At 35.9% G+C, this 21059-nt stretch carries 14 protein-coding genes, 2 tRNA genes and 1 pseudogene; 12 read left to right on the top strand and 5 right to left on the bottom strand.

Annotation, left to right across the window (positions count from 1 at the left end):
* Nucleotides 1–105 precede the first annotated feature (105 nt).
* Both hflX and hfq read right to left on the bottom strand, forming a co-directional pair.
* The gene (hflX, locus tag ACFIJ7_RS07645; RefSeq protein ID WP_375644954.1) at nt 106–1449 is read right to left on the bottom strand and encodes a GTPase HflX; all 1344 of its coding nucleotides are present in this window, start codon (nt 1447–1449) and stop codon (nt 106–108) included.
* Between the two features lie 54 nt (nt 1450–1503).
* The gene (hfq, locus tag ACFIJ7_RS07640; protein WP_005773461.1) at nt 1504–1743 is read right to left on the bottom strand and encodes an RNA chaperone Hfq; all 240 of its coding nucleotides are present in this window, start codon (nt 1741–1743) and stop codon (nt 1504–1506) included.
* A gap of 647 nt (nt 1744–2390) precedes the next feature.
* Between hfq and ACFIJ7_RS07635 the strand changes: the two genes are divergently transcribed.
* From ACFIJ7_RS07635 to mazG, 8 genes are all read left to right on the top strand, one after another.
* Nucleotides 2391–6950, top strand: coding sequence for a hypothetical protein (locus tag ACFIJ7_RS07635; RefSeq protein WP_375644953.1), 4560 nt, complete (start codon nt 2391–2393; stop codon nt 6948–6950).
* A gap of 1125 nt (nt 6951–8075) precedes the next feature.
* Nucleotides 8076–10394: an NADP-dependent malic enzyme gene (locus tag ACFIJ7_RS07630; protein WP_375644952.1), complete on the top strand. Its 2319-nt coding sequence runs from the start codon at nt 8076–8078 to the stop codon at nt 10392–10394.
* 189 nt (nt 10395–10583) lie between these two features.
* A complete protein-coding gene (locus ACFIJ7_RS07625) occupies nt 10584–10868 on the top strand; it encodes an acyl carrier protein (RefSeq protein WP_005773457.1) in 285 nt (94 codons plus the stop codon).
* Between the two features lie 10 nt (nt 10869–10878).
* Nucleotides 10879–12054: a beta-ketoacyl-ACP synthase gene (locus ACFIJ7_RS07620; protein WP_375644951.1), complete on the top strand. Its 1176-nt coding sequence runs from the start codon at nt 10879–10881 to the stop codon at nt 12052–12054.
* 14 nt (nt 12055–12068) lie between these two features.
* A complete protein-coding gene (locus ACFIJ7_RS07615) occupies nt 12069–13343 on the top strand; it encodes a beta-ketoacyl-ACP synthase (RefSeq protein WP_375644950.1) in 1275 nt (424 codons plus the stop codon).
* Between the two features lie 58 nt (nt 13344–13401).
* A complete protein-coding gene (locus ACFIJ7_RS07610) occupies nt 13402–14430 on the top strand; it encodes a zinc-binding dehydrogenase (protein WP_375636044.1) in 1029 nt (342 codons plus the stop codon).
* Between the two features lie 6 nt (nt 14431–14436).
* Nucleotides 14437–15366: a lipid A biosynthesis lauroyl acyltransferase gene (locus ACFIJ7_RS07605; RefSeq protein WP_375636125.1), complete on the top strand. Its 930-nt coding sequence runs from the start codon at nt 14437–14439 to the stop codon at nt 15364–15366.
* Between the two features lie 33 nt (nt 15367–15399).
* On the top strand, nt 15400–16215 hold the full coding sequence (gene mazG, locus ACFIJ7_RS07600; protein ID WP_375644949.1) for a nucleoside triphosphate pyrophosphohydrolase: 816 nt from the start codon (nt 15400–15402) through the stop codon (nt 16213–16215).
* 69 nt (nt 16216–16284) lie between these two features.
* Here the strand turns inward: mazG and ACFIJ7_RS07595 are convergent, their stop codons facing one another.
* Nucleotides 16285–16650 (bottom strand): iron-sulfur cluster assembly accessory protein, encoded by a 366-nt coding sequence (locus ACFIJ7_RS07595; RefSeq protein ID WP_015856470.1) that lies wholly within the window; start codon nt 16648–16650, stop codon nt 16285–16287.
* A gap of 569 nt (nt 16651–17219) precedes the next feature.
* On the opposite strand from ACFIJ7_RS07595, the gene ACFIJ7_RS07590 reads away from it, so the two are divergent.
* Nucleotides 17220–17296: transfer RNA gene (locus ACFIJ7_RS07590), tRNA-Pro, on the top strand.
* A 261-nt stretch (nt 17297–17557) separates the two neighbouring features.
* On the opposite strand, the gene ACFIJ7_RS07585 is transcribed toward ACFIJ7_RS07590, so the two are convergent.
* The gene (locus tag ACFIJ7_RS07585; RefSeq protein ID WP_273788169.1) at nt 17558–18025 is read right to left on the bottom strand and encodes an Hsp20 family protein; all 468 of its coding nucleotides are present in this window, start codon (nt 18023–18025) and stop codon (nt 17558–17560) included.
* A 279-nt stretch (nt 18026–18304) separates the two neighbouring features.
* Between ACFIJ7_RS07585 and ACFIJ7_RS07580 the strand changes: the two genes are divergently transcribed.
* The 3 genes from ACFIJ7_RS07580 (at nt 18305) to ACFIJ7_RS07570 (ending at nt 20606) form a co-directional block, all read left to right on the top strand.
* Entirely contained in the window at nt 18305–19222 is a 918-nt protein-coding gene (locus ACFIJ7_RS07580) for an alpha/beta hydrolase (RefSeq protein ID WP_375644948.1), read from the top strand.
* Nucleotides 19223–20071: 849 nt separating this feature from the next.
* The gene (gene cpdR, locus ACFIJ7_RS07575; RefSeq protein ID WP_005773448.1) at nt 20072–20434 is read left to right on the top strand and encodes a cell cycle two-component system response regulator CpdR; all 363 of its coding nucleotides are present in this window, start codon (nt 20072–20074) and stop codon (nt 20432–20434) included.
* Between the two features lie 97 nt (nt 20435–20531).
* Nucleotides 20532–20606: transfer RNA gene (locus ACFIJ7_RS07570), tRNA-Val, on the top strand.
* 89 nt (nt 20607–20695) lie between these two features.
* On the opposite strand, the pseudogene ACFIJ7_RS07565 reads toward ACFIJ7_RS07570, so the two are convergent.
* Nucleotides 20696–21059, bottom strand: a pseudogene (locus ACFIJ7_RS07565) (XRE family transcriptional regulator); the annotation flags it as partial.

Here is a 21059-nt window from a genome sequence, read left to right as displayed (position 1 = left end):
ATTAAGAGAAAGTAGTAACTATCCTCTTAACTTGCTGTCATATTATTTTCAGATAATAAAAACATAAAATTTAAGCACAAATGTTCAGCAATAGCTTTAAAGAACTTAATTCATATTTTTTTTGATGTTCTCTAATTGTTTTTTTGCTTCAGAAGTAATAACGGCTCTAATGGTAACAGACCCATCATCATGTCCTTCTTGCATTATTTCCGCAGAGTTTTCATAAAACCAATCGATAAGCGACATTTCATGAGGTTTTAAAAGATATTCAATGCTTTGCACCTCTCCAAAAATTCGCTTTTCAATGGCTCTTAATAATTGATCGAGTCCATCCCCCTTAAGCGCTGATACCATGAGAGCAGGATTTAATCGTGTTTTTGCGCTTGTTTGTAAAACATTCAATGCCTGCTCATCCAACATATCAATCTTATTCCAAACTTCTATGATATGCTCCATATCATCAATATCGATATCAAGACTTGAAAGCACTTCTAAAACATCTTGAGCATGTGCACGATGATTAAGATCTGACATATCTCTTACATGAAGAATGAGATCCGCTTCAACCACTTCTTCAAGGGTTGCTCTAAAAGCTGCAATCAAATTTGTTGGCAAGTTAGAAATAAACCCTACAGTATCAGACAAAAGAATAGTTTTTCCATGGGGAAGAACAACTTTGCGCAAAGTCGGATCAAGCGTTGCAAATAACATATTCTTTGCTAAAACATCTGCACCACTTAAACGGTTAAAGAGAGTTGATTTTCCTGTATTCGTATATCCTACCAGTGCCACAACAGGATAAGATGTTTTTTTCCTTTTTGCTCTATGAAGTGCACGTGTTTTAATAACCGTTTCCAATTCGCGTCGAATACGAATAATTTTCTCTTGTAAAAGACGCCTGTCTGCTTCAATTTGCGTTTCACCAGGTCCACCTAAGAAGCCACGCCCCCCCCGTTGCCTTTCCAAGTGCGTCCAACTACGCACAAGTCGCCCTTTTTGATAGGACAAATGCGCTAACTCTACTTGCAAAACTCCTTCTTTTGTTCGTGCACGATCCCCAAAAATTTCAAGAATCAAAGCCGTTCTATCGATAACTTTGCAATTCCATAATTTTTCTAAATTACGCTGCTGTACTGGTGTTAAAAAGTGATCTACAATCGCAAGCTCAATAGAATATTCATCTATGTAACAGGTTAACGCATCTACTTTACCTTTTCCAAAGAGAGTTGCAGAGCGAGGCGTTGCAATATTAATCGTTTCATAATTAACAACTTCTAACCTTATAGCACACGCTAAGCCTAATGACTCTTTAACACGAGAAGATATCGAACACTCTCTCAAAGAGCTTTCACTTCTATTTTCTTGAAAAATTGGTATCAAAACAAGTGCGCGCACCTGTCCTGTATTCTGCGAAAATATCCCTCCTAATCTCTCATTTTCATTTATCATAGCAATCTAAGTACTTTTAAAATGGGATAAGAGGTCTATCTTAAAATGACATGCTTACTCAGGACTTTCACCCTCAAACATCTGCACAGGCTGTCCAGGCATAATCGTAGAAATAGCATGCTTATAAACCAATTGCGCGTGTCCATCTCGGCGTAAAAGAACACAAAAATTATCAAATGAAGTTACAATACCTGTGAGTTTAACGCCATTGACAAGAAAAATTGTAAGGGAAATTTTTTGCTTACGCACCGTATTTAAAAACACATCTTGCAGGTGTTGTGATCGCTCTGCCATTATTCTTACACCTTCATCTCGATTGCATAAAATATTCGTGCATGCATATCGACTGAAAAATATCCAATTGTCAACGTAGAAGCTTCAAAATTTAGCAACAAACAACTGAAATTAGAGAAAAAACGGCTCTTTAAGGCAATAATAAAGCGCAACTTACGAAAAGCTATATTAAATTAAAAATTTTTCCACTTTATGAGCTTACAATTCAAAGGCATACTTTTATACATCCTAAGCTATTACAGACTATATGTGATGATGAAGCTGCTTCATTTAGAATCAATAAAAGTAAACGGACAACAATATTTATTAACGATCATCGGTATTAATAGAGAGGTATTCGCCACCCTACTGTATATATAACCGCCATTAAATTATCCTTATTTCAAAGACTAGCGGCTTATAAAGTTTTTTATAAACACAAGTTGTAAACAGTATTTTTGTTTTTGTTAGATTCAAATAATAAATTGTTTTTACTATATTTTATAACATTTTTAAACAGGGTATAAGAAACCGCGTTAACTTTATCTTGATAAGTTTTTAAAATTTTTTCCTAAGCATATTCCTTTCTAAATAATTAACAGCTAGTATGTAGAAATTATGTGGAAGAGGACGTATCCCTTTTCCGTCTGTAAGAGTACGAGGCGAGTATGGCACGCAGAACCAAATTGCAAACATTTGAAGTTGAAGTTGAAGAAGCCCTCACAAAAGCTATGAACTTTGATTTCAATGACACAGAATTTGAAACAATATCATCCAATAATTCTGAAAATATTGTTAATGTCGATGATCTGATTCAAAAAATTGCAATGGCAGAAGAAGAATTCTTTGCTGAAAACGGTACGTCAACTTTTGTTTCTAATATTCATGATGAAGCTGTTGTTGATAAATCCGTTGTTGAACAGCTTTTTGCTCCAAAACCTTCACCTGATATTTCAGGTGGAACTGTTCATAATACATTGTTGTCTACAAAACTTCTTCCTGCAAATGATGATATAACAACCCCTGTAAATTTTGGACTATTAAAGCAGCGTTCTTCCTCTCGAGTCTACTGGTATACAACAGCGCTTAGTGCTTTATGGGCAACGGGAGGAGCTTTTATTGCGCATAAGCTCGCACCTACCGGACTCAGCTCCTTATCCAATATCAGCACTTTTGTTACATCCCCAACAGGACTCGCTGTAGCAGCCGGAACAGCAATTCCTATCCTTATATCTTGGGGCGTTGCTCAATTAACAAAACGTTCAAACGACTTGCATAACATTGCTCTTCTTATGACAAATGCTGCACAACGCCTTAGTGAACCACAACATTTATCTGAAAAACAAGCTATTGCTATAGGGCAAACCATTCGTGAAGAAGTAGCGGCAATGAACGAAGGTATTGAACGTACCCTCGGACGTGCTGTTGAACTTGAAGCAATCATACAAGGTGAAGTTCACAACCTAGAACAAGCCTATGCTGAGAATGAATCACGTATTCACACATTAATCAAAGAATTGAGCAATGAACGCATCGCCATTTTGAATCACGCAGATCGCGTACAATCAACAATTAAAGGAACCCAAGAACAACTGAGTGATGAATTTGGTTTAGTTACCTCTAAAATTGTAACCAATGTTGAAAAGCTTGCACAAACTCTCTCTCAAACTTTACAAAAACAAGGTGAAGACCTTGTTGAAAAACTTTCCTATGCCGGTGATGGCGTAACAAATCAGCTTGTTGAAAAATTTAACGAAACAACAACACAAATTCAGCAGAAAAACACAGATTTTTTTCATGAATTAGGAAAAAACTTCGATGGTTTTGCAAAACGATTTGATCATAATGAAAAGCAAATAGAAAAAACCTTTAATGAAACAGCTGAAAAAGCGGAAGTACATGTTGCTAAAATTGCAACACATATACAGGCAGTAACAGATCAAACTTTGCACGCTGTCGATGAAAAGTTTAAAGCCTTGGATAAAGCTCTTATTGATCGTAATAATCAATCTCTACAGAATTTTGATGAGAAGATCTTAAAGCTCGACGACCAAGCACATAAACTCTCTTCTAAATTTGATAACGTAACCTCGCAAGCAATTGGAGCCTTTGAACAACGTTTAGCAACTGTTGATCTTTCTCTTAAAGAACATAGTGATTCGATCATTGATTCCTTTATAGAACGCAGTCAAGCTTTAGAAGATAATGCTGAAAAACTTGGTAACTTCTTGGAATCTCATGTCTTGAAAATAAATGAAAACCTCCAGGAAAAAACAGCAGACATTACCCATGCATTTACAAATGGACGTGAAGCTATTCTTTCTGCAATTGATAAAAGTAAAGAAAGTCTGAGAGAAGAAATTCAGTATGTCGACAATGCCATTGTTGATATCATACAAGAACGTTCACAAGATTTTAAAGTACAACTTTCTGATCAACGAGCTCTTATGGCAGACATGCTCGATAACGAGAAGAATAAAATTGCGGATACATTAAGAAATCAAATTGATGTCTTGTCCCAAAATACTTCTCATATTGAAAAAGTTTTGGCTGACAATATTCAAGTCGTTGATAAACAGGCTGAAAATCATATCACAAACATCATTCAATGCACTGAAAAACTACAAGATGTCATTGTACAAAGCTGCAATACAACCCAAGATGCTTTAGAAGCACAAGCGAGAAATATTGATATCCGTGCCGATGCTCTGCGTGACTCTTTAGCGATTAATAGTTTTTCTCTCAATGAAGTTCTTGCCGATCAAGCACGCACACTTGAGCAACGCATGGAAACAATCCATAACCTCATTGCAAAAAGTGATATACGTGTCGATGTTGCATTGAAACAACAAATAGATTTAGTTGAGAGTGCACTTGTTGCCAATAATAAGAACATTACTGAAACGGTTCAAGATCATATCAAAAACCTTGAAAGCCATGCCGAAATTTTAAAGAATACTCTCTCTCAATCGAGTGGTGTTTTCTTTGAAACCCTTGAAACACGTATGGAATCATTCGATACAGATCTAGAAGATCGTGCACACAAGATTTTTGAACGGACAACAACGCTAGAGGAAACATTATCTGAAAAATTTAGCCAAATCTGTGAAGCCATTGATATGCAAACATCTGTTATTGAGGAACGTTCTGACACGTTAAAAACGTCTCTCATGCTTAATAATGAGCAAAGTCAGATAATTCAACAAGCGCTGGAAAGCAGTTTTGACAATATGCGTGTAACCTTAGAAGACTCTGTTAATACAGTTACAGATAATCTGCATAACAAGATTATAAAAGCTTCTGATATTCTTTCTTCTACGAGTGAACAAATTCTTTCATCTGTTACAAATGTTACTGCACAAGCAGAAAATATTCTCTCAGAATCAGGCAATCGCATTGTATCAAATGTCAAAAAAACTGTTTATGATACCAGTGAAAAAGTTCTGTCCGTTCTGTCTGAACAAACAGCGCATACTGTCGAAGCTTTCGCAACAGCCAGTCATAATGCACAAGCATTATTGAATGAAACCATTCACACATCAACAACAGCAATAGAGCAAGTTCTTAATGAACGCTGTGATGTTCTTCATCACTCTATGCAAAATTTTAAAAATGATTTAGGGTATCAGCTCTCTGATGTAACGAGCCGTCTGGAAAATGCAGAAAATCAAACAGCAACACAAATTTCAAAACATGTTGGAAAAATAACAGAGCTGACAAATCACTTAAATCAAGCAGCGCAAAATACGACAGAATCAATAGATTCTTTAACACAGCATATCGGTGAACAACTCTCTCTCTCCACACAAGAAGCTGAACAAAGAATTTATGCACATAATGAATTTTTAGTGAATAGCTTAACCAAAGCTAACTCTGAAACAATTCAAACAATAACGGTTATGAAGGAAGAACTTGTTAATAATGTCTCATCCGTCTTAACACAGTTGAATCAATCAATTTACAATTTTCACGAAAATAGTAATGTTTTATTATCAGCTGTTCAAAATATTGATGGTCAGTTTAATGAGAGTGCGAATAATTTTTTCCGCAACACGGACCAAGTAGCAGAGCGTTTGTCAGCCTCAAATCAAGCGCTCAATAATAATGTTGAAATTCTGCAAGGACTTTCAAAGAATACCTTTGAACAAATTAATCATATAACGAGCAGTTTTGGTGAACATGCAAAAACACTTTCCCAAACTATTCATGTTCTTGAACAGTCTGAAAATTCACTTAGTGCAACACTTGAAGAAAAACATAATATGCTTTCTGTATTAAGCGATGCTCTTGTTTCAAAATCTCATGAAATTAATCAATTGATTGGACATTATGAAAAAATCTTCAACTCAGCACTTGAACGCTCTGATAAGAATGCACGTAACTCCACAAATTCATTCCAACAATCACTTAATAGGCTTGTTAGTGAAGCATCGACGCGTTTTTCAGAAGCAGCAGAAGACATACGTCGCTCCGCTGATGAAGTTCGTTTAGAGCTTTCAAAGATTAATAATGATATCAATGAAAATGTTAAAAAACTTCCAGAAAAGACAAAAGAAACAACGCAAACAATTCGCACAGCTTTGAATGAACAGATTACAGCGTTACAAGATCTAGTCAGTGTTATACAAAATGATCAAAAGAGCGCAAAAAAACAGCTGATATCAGAATTTCCTGCATCATCAATGTTTAATCAAAGAAATGACAATTCCACTGAGTCCGTTAAAAAGATCGTACCACCTAAGCCTATTTTGCAACAAGATCAAAGCAAAAAAAGACCAAATAAATGGGTGTCAAATCTCTTAGAAAGAGCTTCACGTGAAGAAACGTTTTATGATGCTCCCCCTAGTGATGATGTTTTAACATCAGTGCAAACAAAACCATCTCCTGCAAACAGCTCTCTTAATTCATTAGCTTCTGGTATAGTGAAAGCTATTAATCACAATGCCATTGTTGAGCTATGGGATCATTATCAACGTGGACAAAAAAACATCGTAACAGAACGCCTTTATACCTTAAATGGACAAAAAATATTTGAAATGATTAAGAGAAAATATATGAGCGATTTTGAGTTTAAACGTTCAGTGAATCAATATGTTACAGATTTCGAAAAGCTCTTACGTGATATATCGCGTAGTTCTGGTTCTTCCAGCTCAGTTCGCAAATACCTGATATCAGATACCGGAAAAGTTTATACTATGCTTGCTCATGCAAGTGGTCGAATCCAATAAAAAATAAGAAAAGTGGAAAAAGATATTTTTTCCACTTTTTTCCTCTCCAGTTGTTTTAATGGCTCATCGTAGAGTACTTTGCTTTCAACTACGGCTTTGTACTTCAAAGGCTGGAATAATTGGCATGCGGTTTTCTTTGATATCCTAAGCAATAACCCTAAAGAAGCGTAATGACTTATCAAACAACATATCACTTTAAGAATGATAAGCATATTTTCTTATCTTTTTCTTAACTCCTTTATTTTTCATAGTTTCATAAAGGTACAAAATAGGTAATAATTATTTTTGCTAATTGTGAAAAAATCCCATGCTCTTATATTAAAATAGCTCATAGAAACATTTCTATTTATTTTTCAAACGTTTTTTATCCACACATTACTCTCGTTTGAATTATGTAATTGAATATTTTTTATTATATTAGGTGAATTTTAAATAAAAGAATCTTATTGTATTCAAATTTCTCATTCAACATACGAAATGATGCATTATAAATTATAAAGAAAAGCGTTATGCTAAACATATGATTTTCATGTATCAAATCCGCAATTACAGCCATTTCAGCCACATCTTTGTTTATTAAAACACATAATTGTCAGTATATAAAAGATACAGCTTTCACTATTAAGAATCCAATTGAACAATGAACAACACAACTTCCATTCTCAACGTTCCAGTTTCCTTTAAAATAGCTGAATAAACAATTTATAAATTACAAATTGTTATTTAAAATTTCTTCTACCTCCGTATAAAACTTTAAATAAAATATATATTTTATAAAAAATGGATGAAATTGATAGGAACCGTTCTTCTGTTCTTTCCTTATTTTGTAAACATTGCAAAAAAATAATGGCTTGATAATGTAATCGTTAGAAAATATTTTATTTTTTTGTAAAATAATCAACTTTTACGAGTTTTATTAAGGAAAGAAAAACAAATGTGCTGCTATCAATGAAATTATTCATGCACACAAACAAAAAGAATCATCAAACTGGTTTTACGATCCAGAAGAATTTGCTCATGCTCATGCATTTTGATATTCAGAGAAATGAGGATCTATTAGTGGACAAAACCTTATCGTAGATGGAACATCTCATATACACATACGCTAACTTGGATATCATAAAAATGTCTAGAGAACGAAATAGTGATTTCAGTTCACCAAAAGCTGAACTTGACAGTGCCGCACTTTTTTATCACCAACACCCAAAACCTGGAAAATTGGAAATACAAGCAACAAAACCTCTTGATAATCAACGTGATTTAGCTCTTGCTTATTCTCCAGGCGTTGCAGCACCATGTCTTGCGATTCATGAAGATCCCAATCTTGCTGCTCAATATACCTCCCGTGCTAATTTAGTCGCTGTTATATCCAATGGAACTGCTGTTCTTGGTTTAGGAAACATTGGTCCACTCGCTTCAAAGCCAGTTATGGAAGGCAAAGCCGTTTTATTTAAAAAATTTGCGAATATTGATGTTTTTGATATTGAAATTGATGCATTCGATATAGAACAAATGGTACAAACGATATCAACCTTAGAACCTACATTCGGTGGTATTAATCTTGAAGACATTAAGGCTCCTGAATGTTTTGATATCGAAGAAAAGCTTCGTGCTAAAATGAATATTCCAGTTTTTCATGATGACCAACATGGAACTGCCATTATTGTTTCTGCAGCTGTATTAAATGCCTTAACTCTTTCAGGAAAAAAAATTGAAAATGCAAAAATAGTTACCTCAGGTGCAGGTGCTGCTGCCCTAGCTTGTCTTAATCTTTTGGTTCGTCTTGGGGCGAAAGTTGAAAATATTTGGCTTAGTGACTTAGAGGGGGTTGTTTATGAAGGTCGCAAGACCCTTATGGATCGTTGGAAAATCAATTACGCACAAAAAACGGACGCACGAACTTTATCTGATATTATTGATGATGCGGATATTTTTCTAGGCCTATCTGCGGGTGGTGTTTTAAAGCCTGAATATCTTAAAAGAATGGCTCAAAATCCACTCATTTTAGCGCTGGCTAATCCAGTACCAGAAATTATGCCTGAAGAAGCACGCTCTATACGACCAGATGCAATGATCTGTACAGGACGCTCTGATTATCCCAATCAAGTTAATAATGTCCTTTGTTTTCCCTATATCTTCCGTGGTGCATTAGACGTAGGTGCTTGTGCAATTAATGAAGAAATGAAAATGGCCGCTGTTCATGCGATTGCTGCCCTTGCACGTGAAGAAACTTCAGATGTTGTAGCACGTGCATACTCAAAAGAACCACCCAATTTTGGACCAGACTATCTGATCCCCTCTCCTTTTGATCCGCGTTTAATACTGCGTATTGCTCCCGCTGTTGCTAAAGCAGCAATGGCAACTGGTGTCGCCATTCGTCCCATTGAAGATATGGAAGCCTACTATGATATCCTCAATCGATTTGTCTTTCTTTCTGGTTTAACAATGAAACCTGTTTTTGCTGCAGCAAAAACAGCAAAACGTAAACGCGTCATCTATGCTAATGGTGAAGATGAACGCGTCCTTCGTGCAGCACAAGTTGTCATTGAAGAACAAACCGCAACGCCTCTCCTTATCGGCCGTCCACATGTCGTAGAAGCGAGATTAAAACGCTTTGGTTTAAGAATTCGTCCTGGTATAGATTTTGAATTAACCAACCCTGAAGATGATCCACGTTTTCGTGATTATGTTAATTTATTTTTTCATTATACAGGAAGGCGTGGTGTTACGCCTGAAATGGCAAAAACAGTAGTAAGAACATCAACAACGGCTATTGCTGCCCTTGCCGTCATGCGTGAAGAAGCAGATGCAATGATTTGCGGCTTAGAAGGACGTTTTGAACGTCAACTTGAATTAATTGAACAAATTATCGGTCTTGATCCTAATGTTCATCGTTTTTCTGCTATGAGTTTGCTTATCTCTCAACAACGTACTCTTTTCCTCACAGATACTTACGTCAACGAAAATCCTTCTGCAGAAGAAATCGCTGAAATGACTGTATTGGCAGCTCAAGAAGTTGAAGCATTTGGAATAACACCAAAAGCAGCCTTATTATCACACTCAAACTTTGGTTCTAAAAACACAGAAAGTGCGCGTAAAATGCGACGTGCAACAGAAATTCTTGCCAAATTACACCCTGATTTAGAAGCAGACGGTGAAATGCATGGTGATTCTGCCCTTTCCAAAGTTTTTCGTGATCGTGTTTTTCCTGATTCTCGTCTTAAAAGTGAAGCTAATTTGCTTGTCTTTCCAACACTTGATGCAGCCAATATCACGCTCAACACTGTTAAAAGCCTCACAAATGCACTCCATGTTGGTCCTATTCTAATCGGGGCAGCACGTCCCGCCCATATCTTAACGCCCTCAGTAACTTCACGGGGAGTTGTTAATATAACAGCCCTTGCTGTCCTTGCAGCCAATAGAAAAAATAGTCTCGTAAAATAAATGCGCAATAAAATTTCAAAGTTTTTTAAATATTGAGATATAGCGTTTCATGTACTGTAAACCTCTTTTCTCTATAGAGAAAGATAGCTATATTCTGGATTAAGTCTTTTTTTTTAAGAGAAAAAAGGCTAGAAGAACGATATTAAATGTATTTTGAATTTACTAACTCTATAATAAGGAATCCGTACATTGCCTTCCACGTTTGATAAAGTTGCTGATATCATAGCAGAAATCAGTGAAATTGATCGCAATACAATTACACCTGAAAGTCATACAATTGACGATCTAGGAATCGACAGTCTTGATTTTCTTGATATTGTTTTCGCTATTGATAAAGCTTTCGGAATAAAAGTCCCTCTAGAACAATGGACACAAGAAGTCAACGAAGGTACTGTTGCAACAGAAGAATACTTTGTTCTTAAAAACCTTTGTGCAAAAATTGATGATCTCGTTGCCTTAAAACAGGCGGAGTAGTTTTTTCACCATGCATGATCAATCTGTATTCATCACTGGTATAGGCCTCATAAGCTCTCTGGGGGAAGGAGTTGATCAACATTGGAATCTCTTAAATGATCCAATCCGTACACCAAACCTAGATTGTACAACTTTTTCACCCTACACGGTTCATAAATTGCCCGAAATTGATTGGAGTTTACAAATTCCTAAAAAAAGTGATCAACGGCAAATGGGAACATGGCAGCGTCTTGGTACCTATGCGGCTGGTCTTGCTCTTGATGATGCTGGCATGAAAAATAATGAACACCTCACTTCAACAATGGACATGATTGTAGCAGCAAGTGGAGGAGAGCGTGATATTACTGTTGATACACAGATTCTTTCTAAAGCGCGCGCAGTTGCCGATCATGCCTCTATGTTAAATGTTGCTCTTTCAACCGAACTTCGTCCAACATTATTTTTGGCACAACTTTCAAACCTTTTGGCAGGAAACATTTCAATTGTTCATAAAGTCACTGGATCATCTCGTACATTTATGGGAGAAGAAGGCAGTGGGCTTTCTGCTCTTCAAATTGCTGTAGCTCGCATTAAATCAGGTCAAAGTACCCATGCTCTTGTAGGAGGTTCCTATAATGCACAAAGTTATGATATGTTGTTGGCGCATGAACTTGGTGGTCTTTTAACCCATAATGGATGGAGCCCAGTGTGGGATCGTGAAATCCACCCCGGCGGCGGTATCATAGCCGGTTCTGGTGGTATCTTCCTAGTTCTTGAAAGTGGAGAACATGCAAAAAAGCGCAACGCACGTGCTTATGCTGAAATTAGCCAAATTATTACAAACCAAACAGATAGAACCAAAATTCCACTTAGAGAATCAATTGCAACAATGTTAAAAACTGCGGGCGCTAAATCTGCCCTAGCCATTTCAGCAGCCTCAGGAGCTCACGAAGCAACAAAAGCAGAACAAAATGCTCTTGATAATGCTGATCTATCTTACCGTGGCATTACAACATTATTTGGTTATATGCGGGAAGCACAATTTCCTCTAGCTCTAGCTCTTGCAGCACTTTCAATTGAAAAAAAACACAGTTTTCCAGCGTTAAGTCCTCATGAAAAACCTTTTTCTAAAGAAGTACGTGAAATATTTGTTACAACTATTGGTATAAAAAGAGCTGAAGGTATTGTGCGTCTTACAGCTGTTTGAAGGGAATTTCTATAGTGAAATATCATGATCATTTTGGACGTCCACTTGTAGCAATAACTGGGGCAGGCATCGTCACATCACTGGGACAAGGAAAACATGAAAATTGGCAAAAATTAACAAGCGGTGTAAGCGGTATCCACAAAATAACACGTTTTCCCGTTGAGGGATTAAATACATATATTGCTGGAACAATTGATTTTCTCAAAGAAAGTACACTTGGTGCTTCAGCTCTTTCTGAGAAGCTTGCACATCTTTCCGCTGAAGAAGCTTTGGAACAAGCTGCTGTTGATAAAAAAAATTTTAATGGACCACTCTTTCTAGCTGCTCCTCCTGTTGAACTTGAATGGACCGCACGTTTTAGTCTTGATCAAGAGGACGAATTCAATGGTGAACCTTCTTATGCACACCTTCTTAAAGTCTGTAAGAATAAACTCCATGAAACGCTTTTTGAAGCCACACAATTTGGTGCAATTGCAGAAAAACTTCAAAAAACATTTGGCACAAAAGGACTTCCTGTTACACTTTCCACTGCTTGTGCATCTGGTGCAACAGCAATTCAATTAGGAGTTGAATCTATTAGACGGGGAGAGACAAATCGAGCTCTCATAATTGCGACAGATGGATCAGTTTCAGCTGAATCTCTCATCCGTTTTTCGTTACTATCTGCTCTTTCAACCCAAAATGATCCTGCTGAAAAAGCAGCAAAACCCTTTAGCCGTGATCGGGATGGATTTGTTATGGCAGAAGGCTCAGGTGCTTTTGTTCTTGAATCTCTTCAAAGCGCATTAAACCGTAATGCTACAGTTTTAGGAATTTTAGCTGGCTGTGGAGAAACAGCCGATGATTTTCACCGTACTCGTTCAAAACCCGATGCATCACCAGCAATTGAATCCATCCGCAAAGCTTTAGATGATGCAAAAATAACCATCAATGAAATTGATTATATTAATGCACATGGAACTTCCACACCTGAAAATGAGAAAATGGAATATCTTGCATTATCAACAGTATTCGGTGATCTTTTAGAGCATATTCCAGTCTCTTCTAATAAATCAATGATTGGGCATACATTAACTGCTGCTGGTGCAATAGAAGCGGTTTTTTCGCTTTTAACCATTCAATCGGGGATACTTCCACCTACAATAAATTATGATAATCCTGACCCTGATATCCCTTTAGATGTTGTTCCTCATCATAGCCGTAAAGCCTGTGTCAATGCAGTTTTGTCCAACTCATTTGGATTTGGTGGTCAAAATATGAGTCTTGTCATCACTGCATATAAAGGATAATCCTTTAATAATAAAATTTTATAACGCTAACCTAATAACATATTTAAAGGGAATGGTAATGCGTGCACTGCAACTCTTCGATGATCGTCGGCTTGAAATCACTAATATTTCCCCGCCATCTTCACCTAGTCTAGGTGAAGTAACTGTGCGGATAAAAGCCGTTGCTCTTAATCATATTGATGTATGGGGATGGCGTGGCATGGCTTTTGCGAAAAGAAAAATGCCCCTCATCATTGGTGCAGAAGCCTCTGGTGAAGTTATACAAATAGGAGATGGCGTTGAACATCTCCAACTTGGACAGATTGTCTCAATTTATGGTGCACAAACCTGCGGAGTATGCCAAGCTTGTCATGAAGGACGAGATAATCTTTGCAGTCATGTAAAGGGAGTCTACGGTTTTCACCTTGATGGATTTGCGTGTGAGCTTGTCAATTTGCCAGCACGTTTATTAGTTCCATCACCTCCCCAATGTGATGAATTGCAGGCAGCGGTTGCTCCAATTACTTTTGGTACCGTAGAACATATGCTTTTCGATAACGCAAAACTACAAGCAGGAGAAACAATCCTGATACAGGCTGGTGGTTCAGGTATTGGCTCTGCAGCCATTCAACTTGCAAAACACATGGGCTGTACAGTTATCACAACTGTAGGTTCAGATGAAAAAATTGCAAAAGCACACTCTCTTGGAGCAGATCATGTGATTAATTATCGTAAAGATCGTTTTGAAGGTGTGGTGCGTAAATTAACCCAAAAAAAAGGTGTTGACGTTGTTTTTGAGCATGTTGGTGTAGATACATGGAACGGTTCTTTGTTATGTATGAAAAAAGGAGCACGCTTAGTGACTTGCGGTTCTACCTCTGGTGTTTCAGCACCAATAAATCTCATGCAATTATTCCAACAACAACTTAAGATATTCGGTTCATTTGGCTGCCGTATGGAAAATATGAAAAATGCCATGCAAAAAATGGCAGAAAAAACTGTACACCCTGTCATTGATACAATTGTTGAGCTTGATGAAATTGATACAGCTTTAAAACGAATGGAGAGCCGTGATGTTTTTGGTAAAATTATCCTTAAAATCGATTAAATCATGATGAAGCTTTCTCTTAAAAATCTCATATATCTTATTAAAATTATAGCTAAAAAAATATCCTACTTGTTATGGGCATATCTGCTCTTTGGTTCTTTATTTATTCTAAAATGCTTTCCTGCCAAAATGGGAGTCTCTTTTTTTTCTTGGTTGGTAAAAAAAATTGGTCCCCTTTTACATCGTCATCAAATCACACTTAAAAATCTTAGAGGTGCATATCCAGAAAAAACAGAGCAAGAACTCCATGCAATTGCAATAGAAATGTGGGAAAATATAGGACGTTTCCTAGCCGAATATATTTTTCTTGATAAAATTTTTGATTTTGATCCTCATGCAGACGAGCCAGGTTTCATTGAGGTTAAAGGCGTTGAAATATTTGAGCGATTAAAAAATGAAAAAAAACCACATATTTTTTTCACCGCACATACTGGAAATTTTGAACTTCTGCCTATTTGTGCACAAAGTTTTGATCTTAATGTTACAGTATTATTTAGACCACCCAATAATCCCTATGTTGCCAAACGAGTCCTTAAAGCACGACAAACTTCTATGGGGCATCTTATTCCCTCCAAGGCCGGTGCAGCATGGGCATTAGCAGCCAAATTAGAAAAAGGTGAAAATGTTGGTATGCTCGTTGATCAAAAATTTCGCCGCGGTATCATGGGAACATTTTTTAACAGACCTCTTAAAACAAATCCCTTAATTATAAAACTCGCTCGACAATATGACTGTGATATTTATCCAGCACGTTGTATTCGTTTGCCTAATGGACGTCATCGTTTAGAGTTATATGAACATATAGAACTTCCACGTGATGAAAAAAATGATATCGATATAGCTGCTTCTACGCAAAAATTAAATGATATTGTTGAATCTTGGGTCCGTGAATATCCTGGACAATGGATGTGGTTACATAGACGTTGGGACACCTAACATAAAGCTCTATTGCTTACAAAGGAAGTGCAAATGTTAGCTTCAAAAGACATCAAAGATCTCATTGCAATTATCAGTGCATTACGAAATTCTGATAGCGGTTGTATCTGGCATAAAAAACAAACTTTTGAATCCCTCATACCCTATATGCTCGAAGAAGTTTACGAAGTAATCGATGCCATTGAACGAAAAAACCGAAAGGATCTCTGTGAAGAACTTGGAGATCTTCTTTTACAAGTTATCTATCATGCTACCATTGCACAAGAAGAAGGCAGCTTTACTTTTGAAGATGTTGTTTATGCAATCACGGCAAAAATGATTCGACGCCATCCTCACGTTTTTGGAAATGCCGAGCAAAAAAAACGAGGATTTATAAAAGAAGAGTGGGAATATATAAAAAAAAGAGAACAGGTTGAACAAAAAAAATTGCGCGAAGAAAAAAACAACAATTCCTCCACAAGCATACTCGCACAAGTAAAACAAATCCAGCCAGCAAACCAAGAGGCACTTGCTTTACAAGAAGCAGCAGCTAAAGTAGGTTTTGATTGGAAAAAAAGTGATAAAGTTTTTGAAAAAATAGAAGAAGAACTCGAAGAGCTCAAAGAAGCCATCAAAAATAAACAAAATTCAGAGATAGAAGCAGAGTTTGGAGATCTCTACTTTATTCTCCTTAATCTCGCACGCCACTTAGCGATTGATCCACAAAAAGCATTAAAAAAAACGAATATAAAATTTCGAAACCGTTTTGTCTATATTGAAGAAAAGCTATCCACTCAATCTAAAACACTCACTGACGCATCCTTGAATGAAATGGAAGCACTTTGGAAACAAGCTAAAAATGAACAATAAAAATATTAGATTTTTTCTACCTCAAAGAACAAGTCCCTCTAAAATTACTGAATTATAATTCAGCTCAGCTCAATTTGTTTTATATTGATCCTGCGTAGCAGGACGAAGTTCCACCGATTCGCCACACCCACATGCTGAAACTTGATTAGGATTTTTAAAGACAAAACCAGAACGAAGCGTTGTCACTTCATAATCCATCTGCGTCCCTAATAAAAATAATACCGCATCATGTGCTACGAAAACACGGGCACCATTCACTTCAACAACATCCGCATCTATCCCCTTTTCTTTGACAAGAGTAATTGTATACTCCATCCCTGCACAACCACCTTTTTTGATACCAACAAGAATACCCTGTGCATCTTTTGCATCCATAATCGCTTTAACACGATCCACTGCTGCTTCCGTCAAATTTATTACCGAAAAACGGCTCATGGTTTACTCTTTTCTTAGTTCAATAAACATTTTGAAAGTTTTTCCTCTATAATATTGTATCTAGTATTTTAGAAAAAAAACAACAAAACCTAAATTAAAGTATTCTGACCTTGTTTATTTGGATAAAAACGCGTACCCATAAAATGAGATTTATGATTATACAATCCAGAACTTACAATTTTTTGTCCACATAAAACACAAAATACTTCGTCTATAAAAACTCTAAACAAAGGAAAACGTTTCAATACCATACATTCACTCCTCTCCTTTTAAAAATCTTTATCTTTTTAGAAAAGTAACGATTAGATAAGGAAAAAATATACCCCCCGTACTCATTTTCTCCCCTCCTTCTCCAATTCATACCCCTAAATCCACCAATCTTACCCCTTCACAAAATGATTACAAAGAATTTTACAGATTTGTTACGTATCTTGAATTGATAACAAGATATTGATGTCCAAAATTTTTTACTTTCAAAAGCTCTAAGTGCAAGAGCATTTTAGATTTTATTCTGTTTATTTTTTCTCTTGCCTTTAAAGAAACAGTCATTTAATCGTTTTACACAAACTCGGAGCGTAGCGCAGCTTGGTAGCGCACTTGACTGGGGGTCAAGGGGTCGTGGGTTCAAATCCCGCCGCTCCGACCATTTTTCAAATGCTATAAAATAAAAAATAAGCTTACTTAAAAAGTGAATTATTATGCATTTCAATTAGCACATACATGAATTTTTTCTTCAACGTAAAATAATGTGCAATAACATTTTATCACAAACTCGAAATAAGCTGTTTTATTAAAATAAGCTTCGTTCTTAGGAAAACACACACACGAAACGCGAGACCTTTTGCCTCGCGTTTTTTATTCTTCAGAAAAATTTATAATTATTCGGTCTTATATTTTCTAAATTTTCCTACACGACAATGTCGCTATTATCATTTTTTGTAATGGATGGTGACATCTGTACGGTTATCTTTTTGGGTTTTAATTCAGCTGGCATTTCCCTTTTAAGCTGAATATGAAGAAGCCCATCTCCAAGTTCTGCTCCAATAACCTTAACATGATCAGCCAAATGAAAACGCCGTTCAAAAGCACGCGAAGCAATGCCTCGATAAAGGAATTCTCGCTCTTCATCATCATTTTCAGACTTTCTGTTTCCCTTAACGATCAGCTGGTTACAATGCGTTTCAATATCAATTTCATCTTGAGAAAAACCAGCAACAGCCATAGAAATTCTATAAGAATCTTCAGTTAAACGCTCGATATTATAAGGGGGATAAGAAGAAACTTCATCTGGTTGTCTTCTAGAATCAAACCAGTTAAAAAGATGATCAAAACCTACTGTGGAACGATAAAATGGTGAAAAATCTACTTGACGCATAATATTGCCCTCCTCTAGAGCGACTATAATTTATAATTAATTCACAAAGTTCCCAAATGGCAAACTTACTTGTGAACCTGCGGCCCCATCATGGCAACCACACTATATTATCTGGTAATTGTTTTTCTTTATTTCAACTCTTTGGAACCTAAATTGATAAAAACTATCTAAAAAGCAATATACCCCTTTTTAAATCCTTTTTCTTCATTACATAAATGTCAAAGTCCTCTCATTATCTCACGTTGCACTAAGCGGCAAATACACTGTAAAGGATTTCAATTGGAAACACCTATTTATCCCATAGACTGGGCTTCCACTCCTCCTAATATCCATCATGGTACTCTTAAAATAGCAATAGATCACGAAATTCGTTTTGCGATAACATATCCTGAGGTGGAAAAATCTAAGGGAACAATTGTTATTCTCAAAAGCTACGCAAGTACTTTAGAAAAATATTTTTTATTAATAAATGAAATTTCTAAACGCGGTTTTCATACAGCAATATTTGACTGGTTTGATCAAGAAAAAAAATCCTTCAAGATAAGAAAACAAAGCCGACATCATTGTTTTGATATGAATAATGATATTAATGACTTATATAAATTTCTTAAAAATATTGTTTATCCTAATTGTCCGCCTCCTTACTCTATGCTCGCCTATGGTATAGGTGGATTGATAGCACTTAGCGGATTAGATCTCATTAATTATCAGTTTAATAAATTGCTCTGTGTTTCTCCCCTTTTTGCTCCATTCGGTAATAAAACGAATGGTTTTCAACATAAATTAACACAATTTCTTTCTGATATAGGTCTTGGCTTTATACCAGCGAAAGATGGGAAAAAATTAAACAAAAAAAAACAAAACAATATAAAATCGGAACACATGCATAAAGTGCCGTTCCATTCCATTAAGCCCCCAACATCCCAATGGATGGCATCGGTATTTAATGCGATCGATTCTATGAAGAGAAATGTACTCCACGGAGATTTACGAATTCCAACACTCTTTATTCTAGCCAATCAAAACAATATTGCAAACAACATTGAAGTGCGGCAATTATGCCAACACACACGCCTGACAGAAAGTATTACTATTACAGGCGCTAAACTGGATACAATTATGGTTAACGAAAATTATAAAAAGCAATTTTGGGCTGCATTTGATGCATTTATTCCCGATAATGTATTTGTAAAATAACACTAAATCTTAATTTCCCCTCCGCCCATAAAAAAAGAAAATTTCTACGAGCGTTGGATCTACAAACACTTTTTAATATAATGGATTTTACTTTCCAACCACTCATATGATTCGTTTTCTAGCCTCTACAGGCAAGCCATGACCTAAATATTCACCACGCATTCTAATAAAAAACTAATATACAAAGTATATCGTTACATTAAACAACATTATTTTACATCATAAAAAATAACTTAATAAAAAAATGTTTTGTATAATTAATAAAAATGAAGATAATAAATCTGCTTAATATAACATGATACATACTTATAAATAAAGCATCAAAATACTATTTTTGATCTATTATTAAGTGTTAATTTAATATTATATCTAGAAAAATAATATTTTTCATCTATTTAAGGAAAAAACTGAAAATAAAGCACACTTATAATATTTATTACAAATCTCTATAAAAACAAATAACTATGAAATTTCTATTTCTTAAGAGAATTTTTAAAAAACAATAAATTAACATAATATTCTTCTAATTTCTCTATATAGCAAGTCCCTACAGTAACGGTTTTCATAAGTTTTTTAATGAAATTCTGATAATAATCAGCGAATTTAAAAGAAAAGATAGCAATGAATCATCTTAAAAGTTTTAGAGAACCCCTTCTTTTTTCAAAATCACATATATTTTGAATTTAACCAACTCACAACGAATATGCTGTATTCTGAATAAGAATGTAAGAATTAACCATTTTGCCATTCATTTCAATTATGAGCATTTTACCGTCTTTTTTATAAATACTCTATATTGTATAATTGATGCGGCAAAACTCTGACAAATGGAGCCATTGGAACATAATCATGAAACGAATCCTGCTCGCAGAAGATGATAACGATATGCGTCGCTTTCTCGTAAAAGCCTTAGAACGTGCAGGCTACGAAGTCGCCGATTTCGATAATGGTATTAGCGCGTATGAACGTTTACAAGAAGAGCCATTTTCCCTTCTCTTGACTGATATTGTGATGCCAGAGATGGATGGAATCGAACTCGCACGACGTGCTACTGAGATTGACCCTGATTTACGAGTAATGTTCATTACAGGTTTTGCAGCGGTAGCACTCAATTCAAATAGTGATGCCCCTCCTGATGCAAAGGTTCTCTCTAAGCCATTTCACTTACGTGAACTCGTCAATGAGGTTGAAAAGATCCTTATCGCTGCTTAAAAAGTATTTTTTTAAGTTATTTGCATCTCTTGAAAGAGAAAACGAAATTAGGCATTGACGTTTATCATTCTATATGGTGTATGCAACATCAATGAATGGGCGTGTAGCTCAGCGGGAGAGCACTACGTTGACATCGTAGGGGTCACAGGTTCAATCCCTGTCACGCCCACCAGATTCTTTTTCTTATCCTATAACTTGCTGTATTTATACATCTTTTTTACTGTGAGGGATGTCTGAATAAAGTTAGAGGAATAGGGTTTTTTAACATTTCTCTACAAAGGTAGCATTTTTCTCTCTTTTTGATTCGCGAATTACTTCTGGTATTTGTTTGAATTTTTCTAAATCCTCTTGTGTAAAAATATCTATAAATCTAGAAAACATGCCAACAATTTCACGCCTCAACAGATCAGAAGTCTTGATTGTAAAACTTGTGCGACAAGCATCCGATTCTCTTCTCAAAATTTCTGCTACCCCTTGATCTAAAGCATAGAGTTCAATTATCTTTTCCTCCAGTCCTACAGGAACAGATTTTTTTCTGATCTATACAAAAGATAAAAATGCTACAGATATGTCTAATTTCTTAGCCATATCTAAGAGGCGTTCTGAGTGATCAACGCGAAGTTTA

The organism is Bartonella sp. MR100HLJHH, assembly GCF_042194215.1.
GTDB lineage: Bacteria > Pseudomonadota > Alphaproteobacteria > Rhizobiales > Rhizobiaceae > Bartonella > Bartonella grahamii.
This window is presented reverse-complemented; position numbering and strand designations above follow the sequence as displayed.

Coding starts and splice junctions, on each gene's coding strand:
- mazG (WP_375644949.1), top strand. CDS start 15,400: ATGTTAGCTTCAAAAGACATCAAAGATCTCATTGCAATTATCAGTGCA.
- ACFIJ7_RS07635 (WP_375644953.1), top strand. CDS start 2,391: ATGGCACGCAGAACCAAATTGCAAACATTTGAAGTTGAAGTTGAAGAA.
- ACFIJ7_RS07630 (WP_375644952.1), top strand. CDS start 8,076: ATGTCTAGAGAACGAAATAGTGATTTCAGTTCACCAAAAGCTGAACTT.
- ACFIJ7_RS07620 (WP_375644951.1), top strand. CDS start 10,879: ATGCATGATCAATCTGTATTCATCACTGGTATAGGCCTCATAAGCTCT.
- ACFIJ7_RS07610 (WP_375636044.1), top strand. CDS start 13,402: ATGCGTGCACTGCAACTCTTCGATGATCGTCGGCTTGAAATCACTAAT.
- hfq (WP_005773461.1), bottom strand. CDS start 1,743: ATGGCAGAGCGATCACAACACCTGCAAGATGTGTTTTTAAATACGGTG.
- cpdR (WP_005773448.1), top strand. CDS start 20,072: ATGAAACGAATCCTGCTCGCAGAAGATGATAACGATATGCGTCGCTTT.
- ACFIJ7_RS07585 (WP_273788169.1), bottom strand. CDS start 18,025: ATGCGTCAAGTAGATTTTTCACCATTTTATCGTTCCACAGTAGGTTTT.
- ACFIJ7_RS07605 (WP_375636125.1), top strand. CDS start 14,437: ATGAAGCTTTCTCTTAAAAATCTCATATATCTTATTAAAATTATAGCT.
- hflX (WP_375644954.1), bottom strand. CDS start 1,449: ATGATAAATGAAAATGAGAGATTAGGAGGGATATTTTCGCAGAATACA.
- ACFIJ7_RS07595 (WP_015856470.1), bottom strand. CDS start 16,650: ATGAGCCGTTTTTCGGTAATAAATTTGACGGAAGCAGCAGTGGATCGT.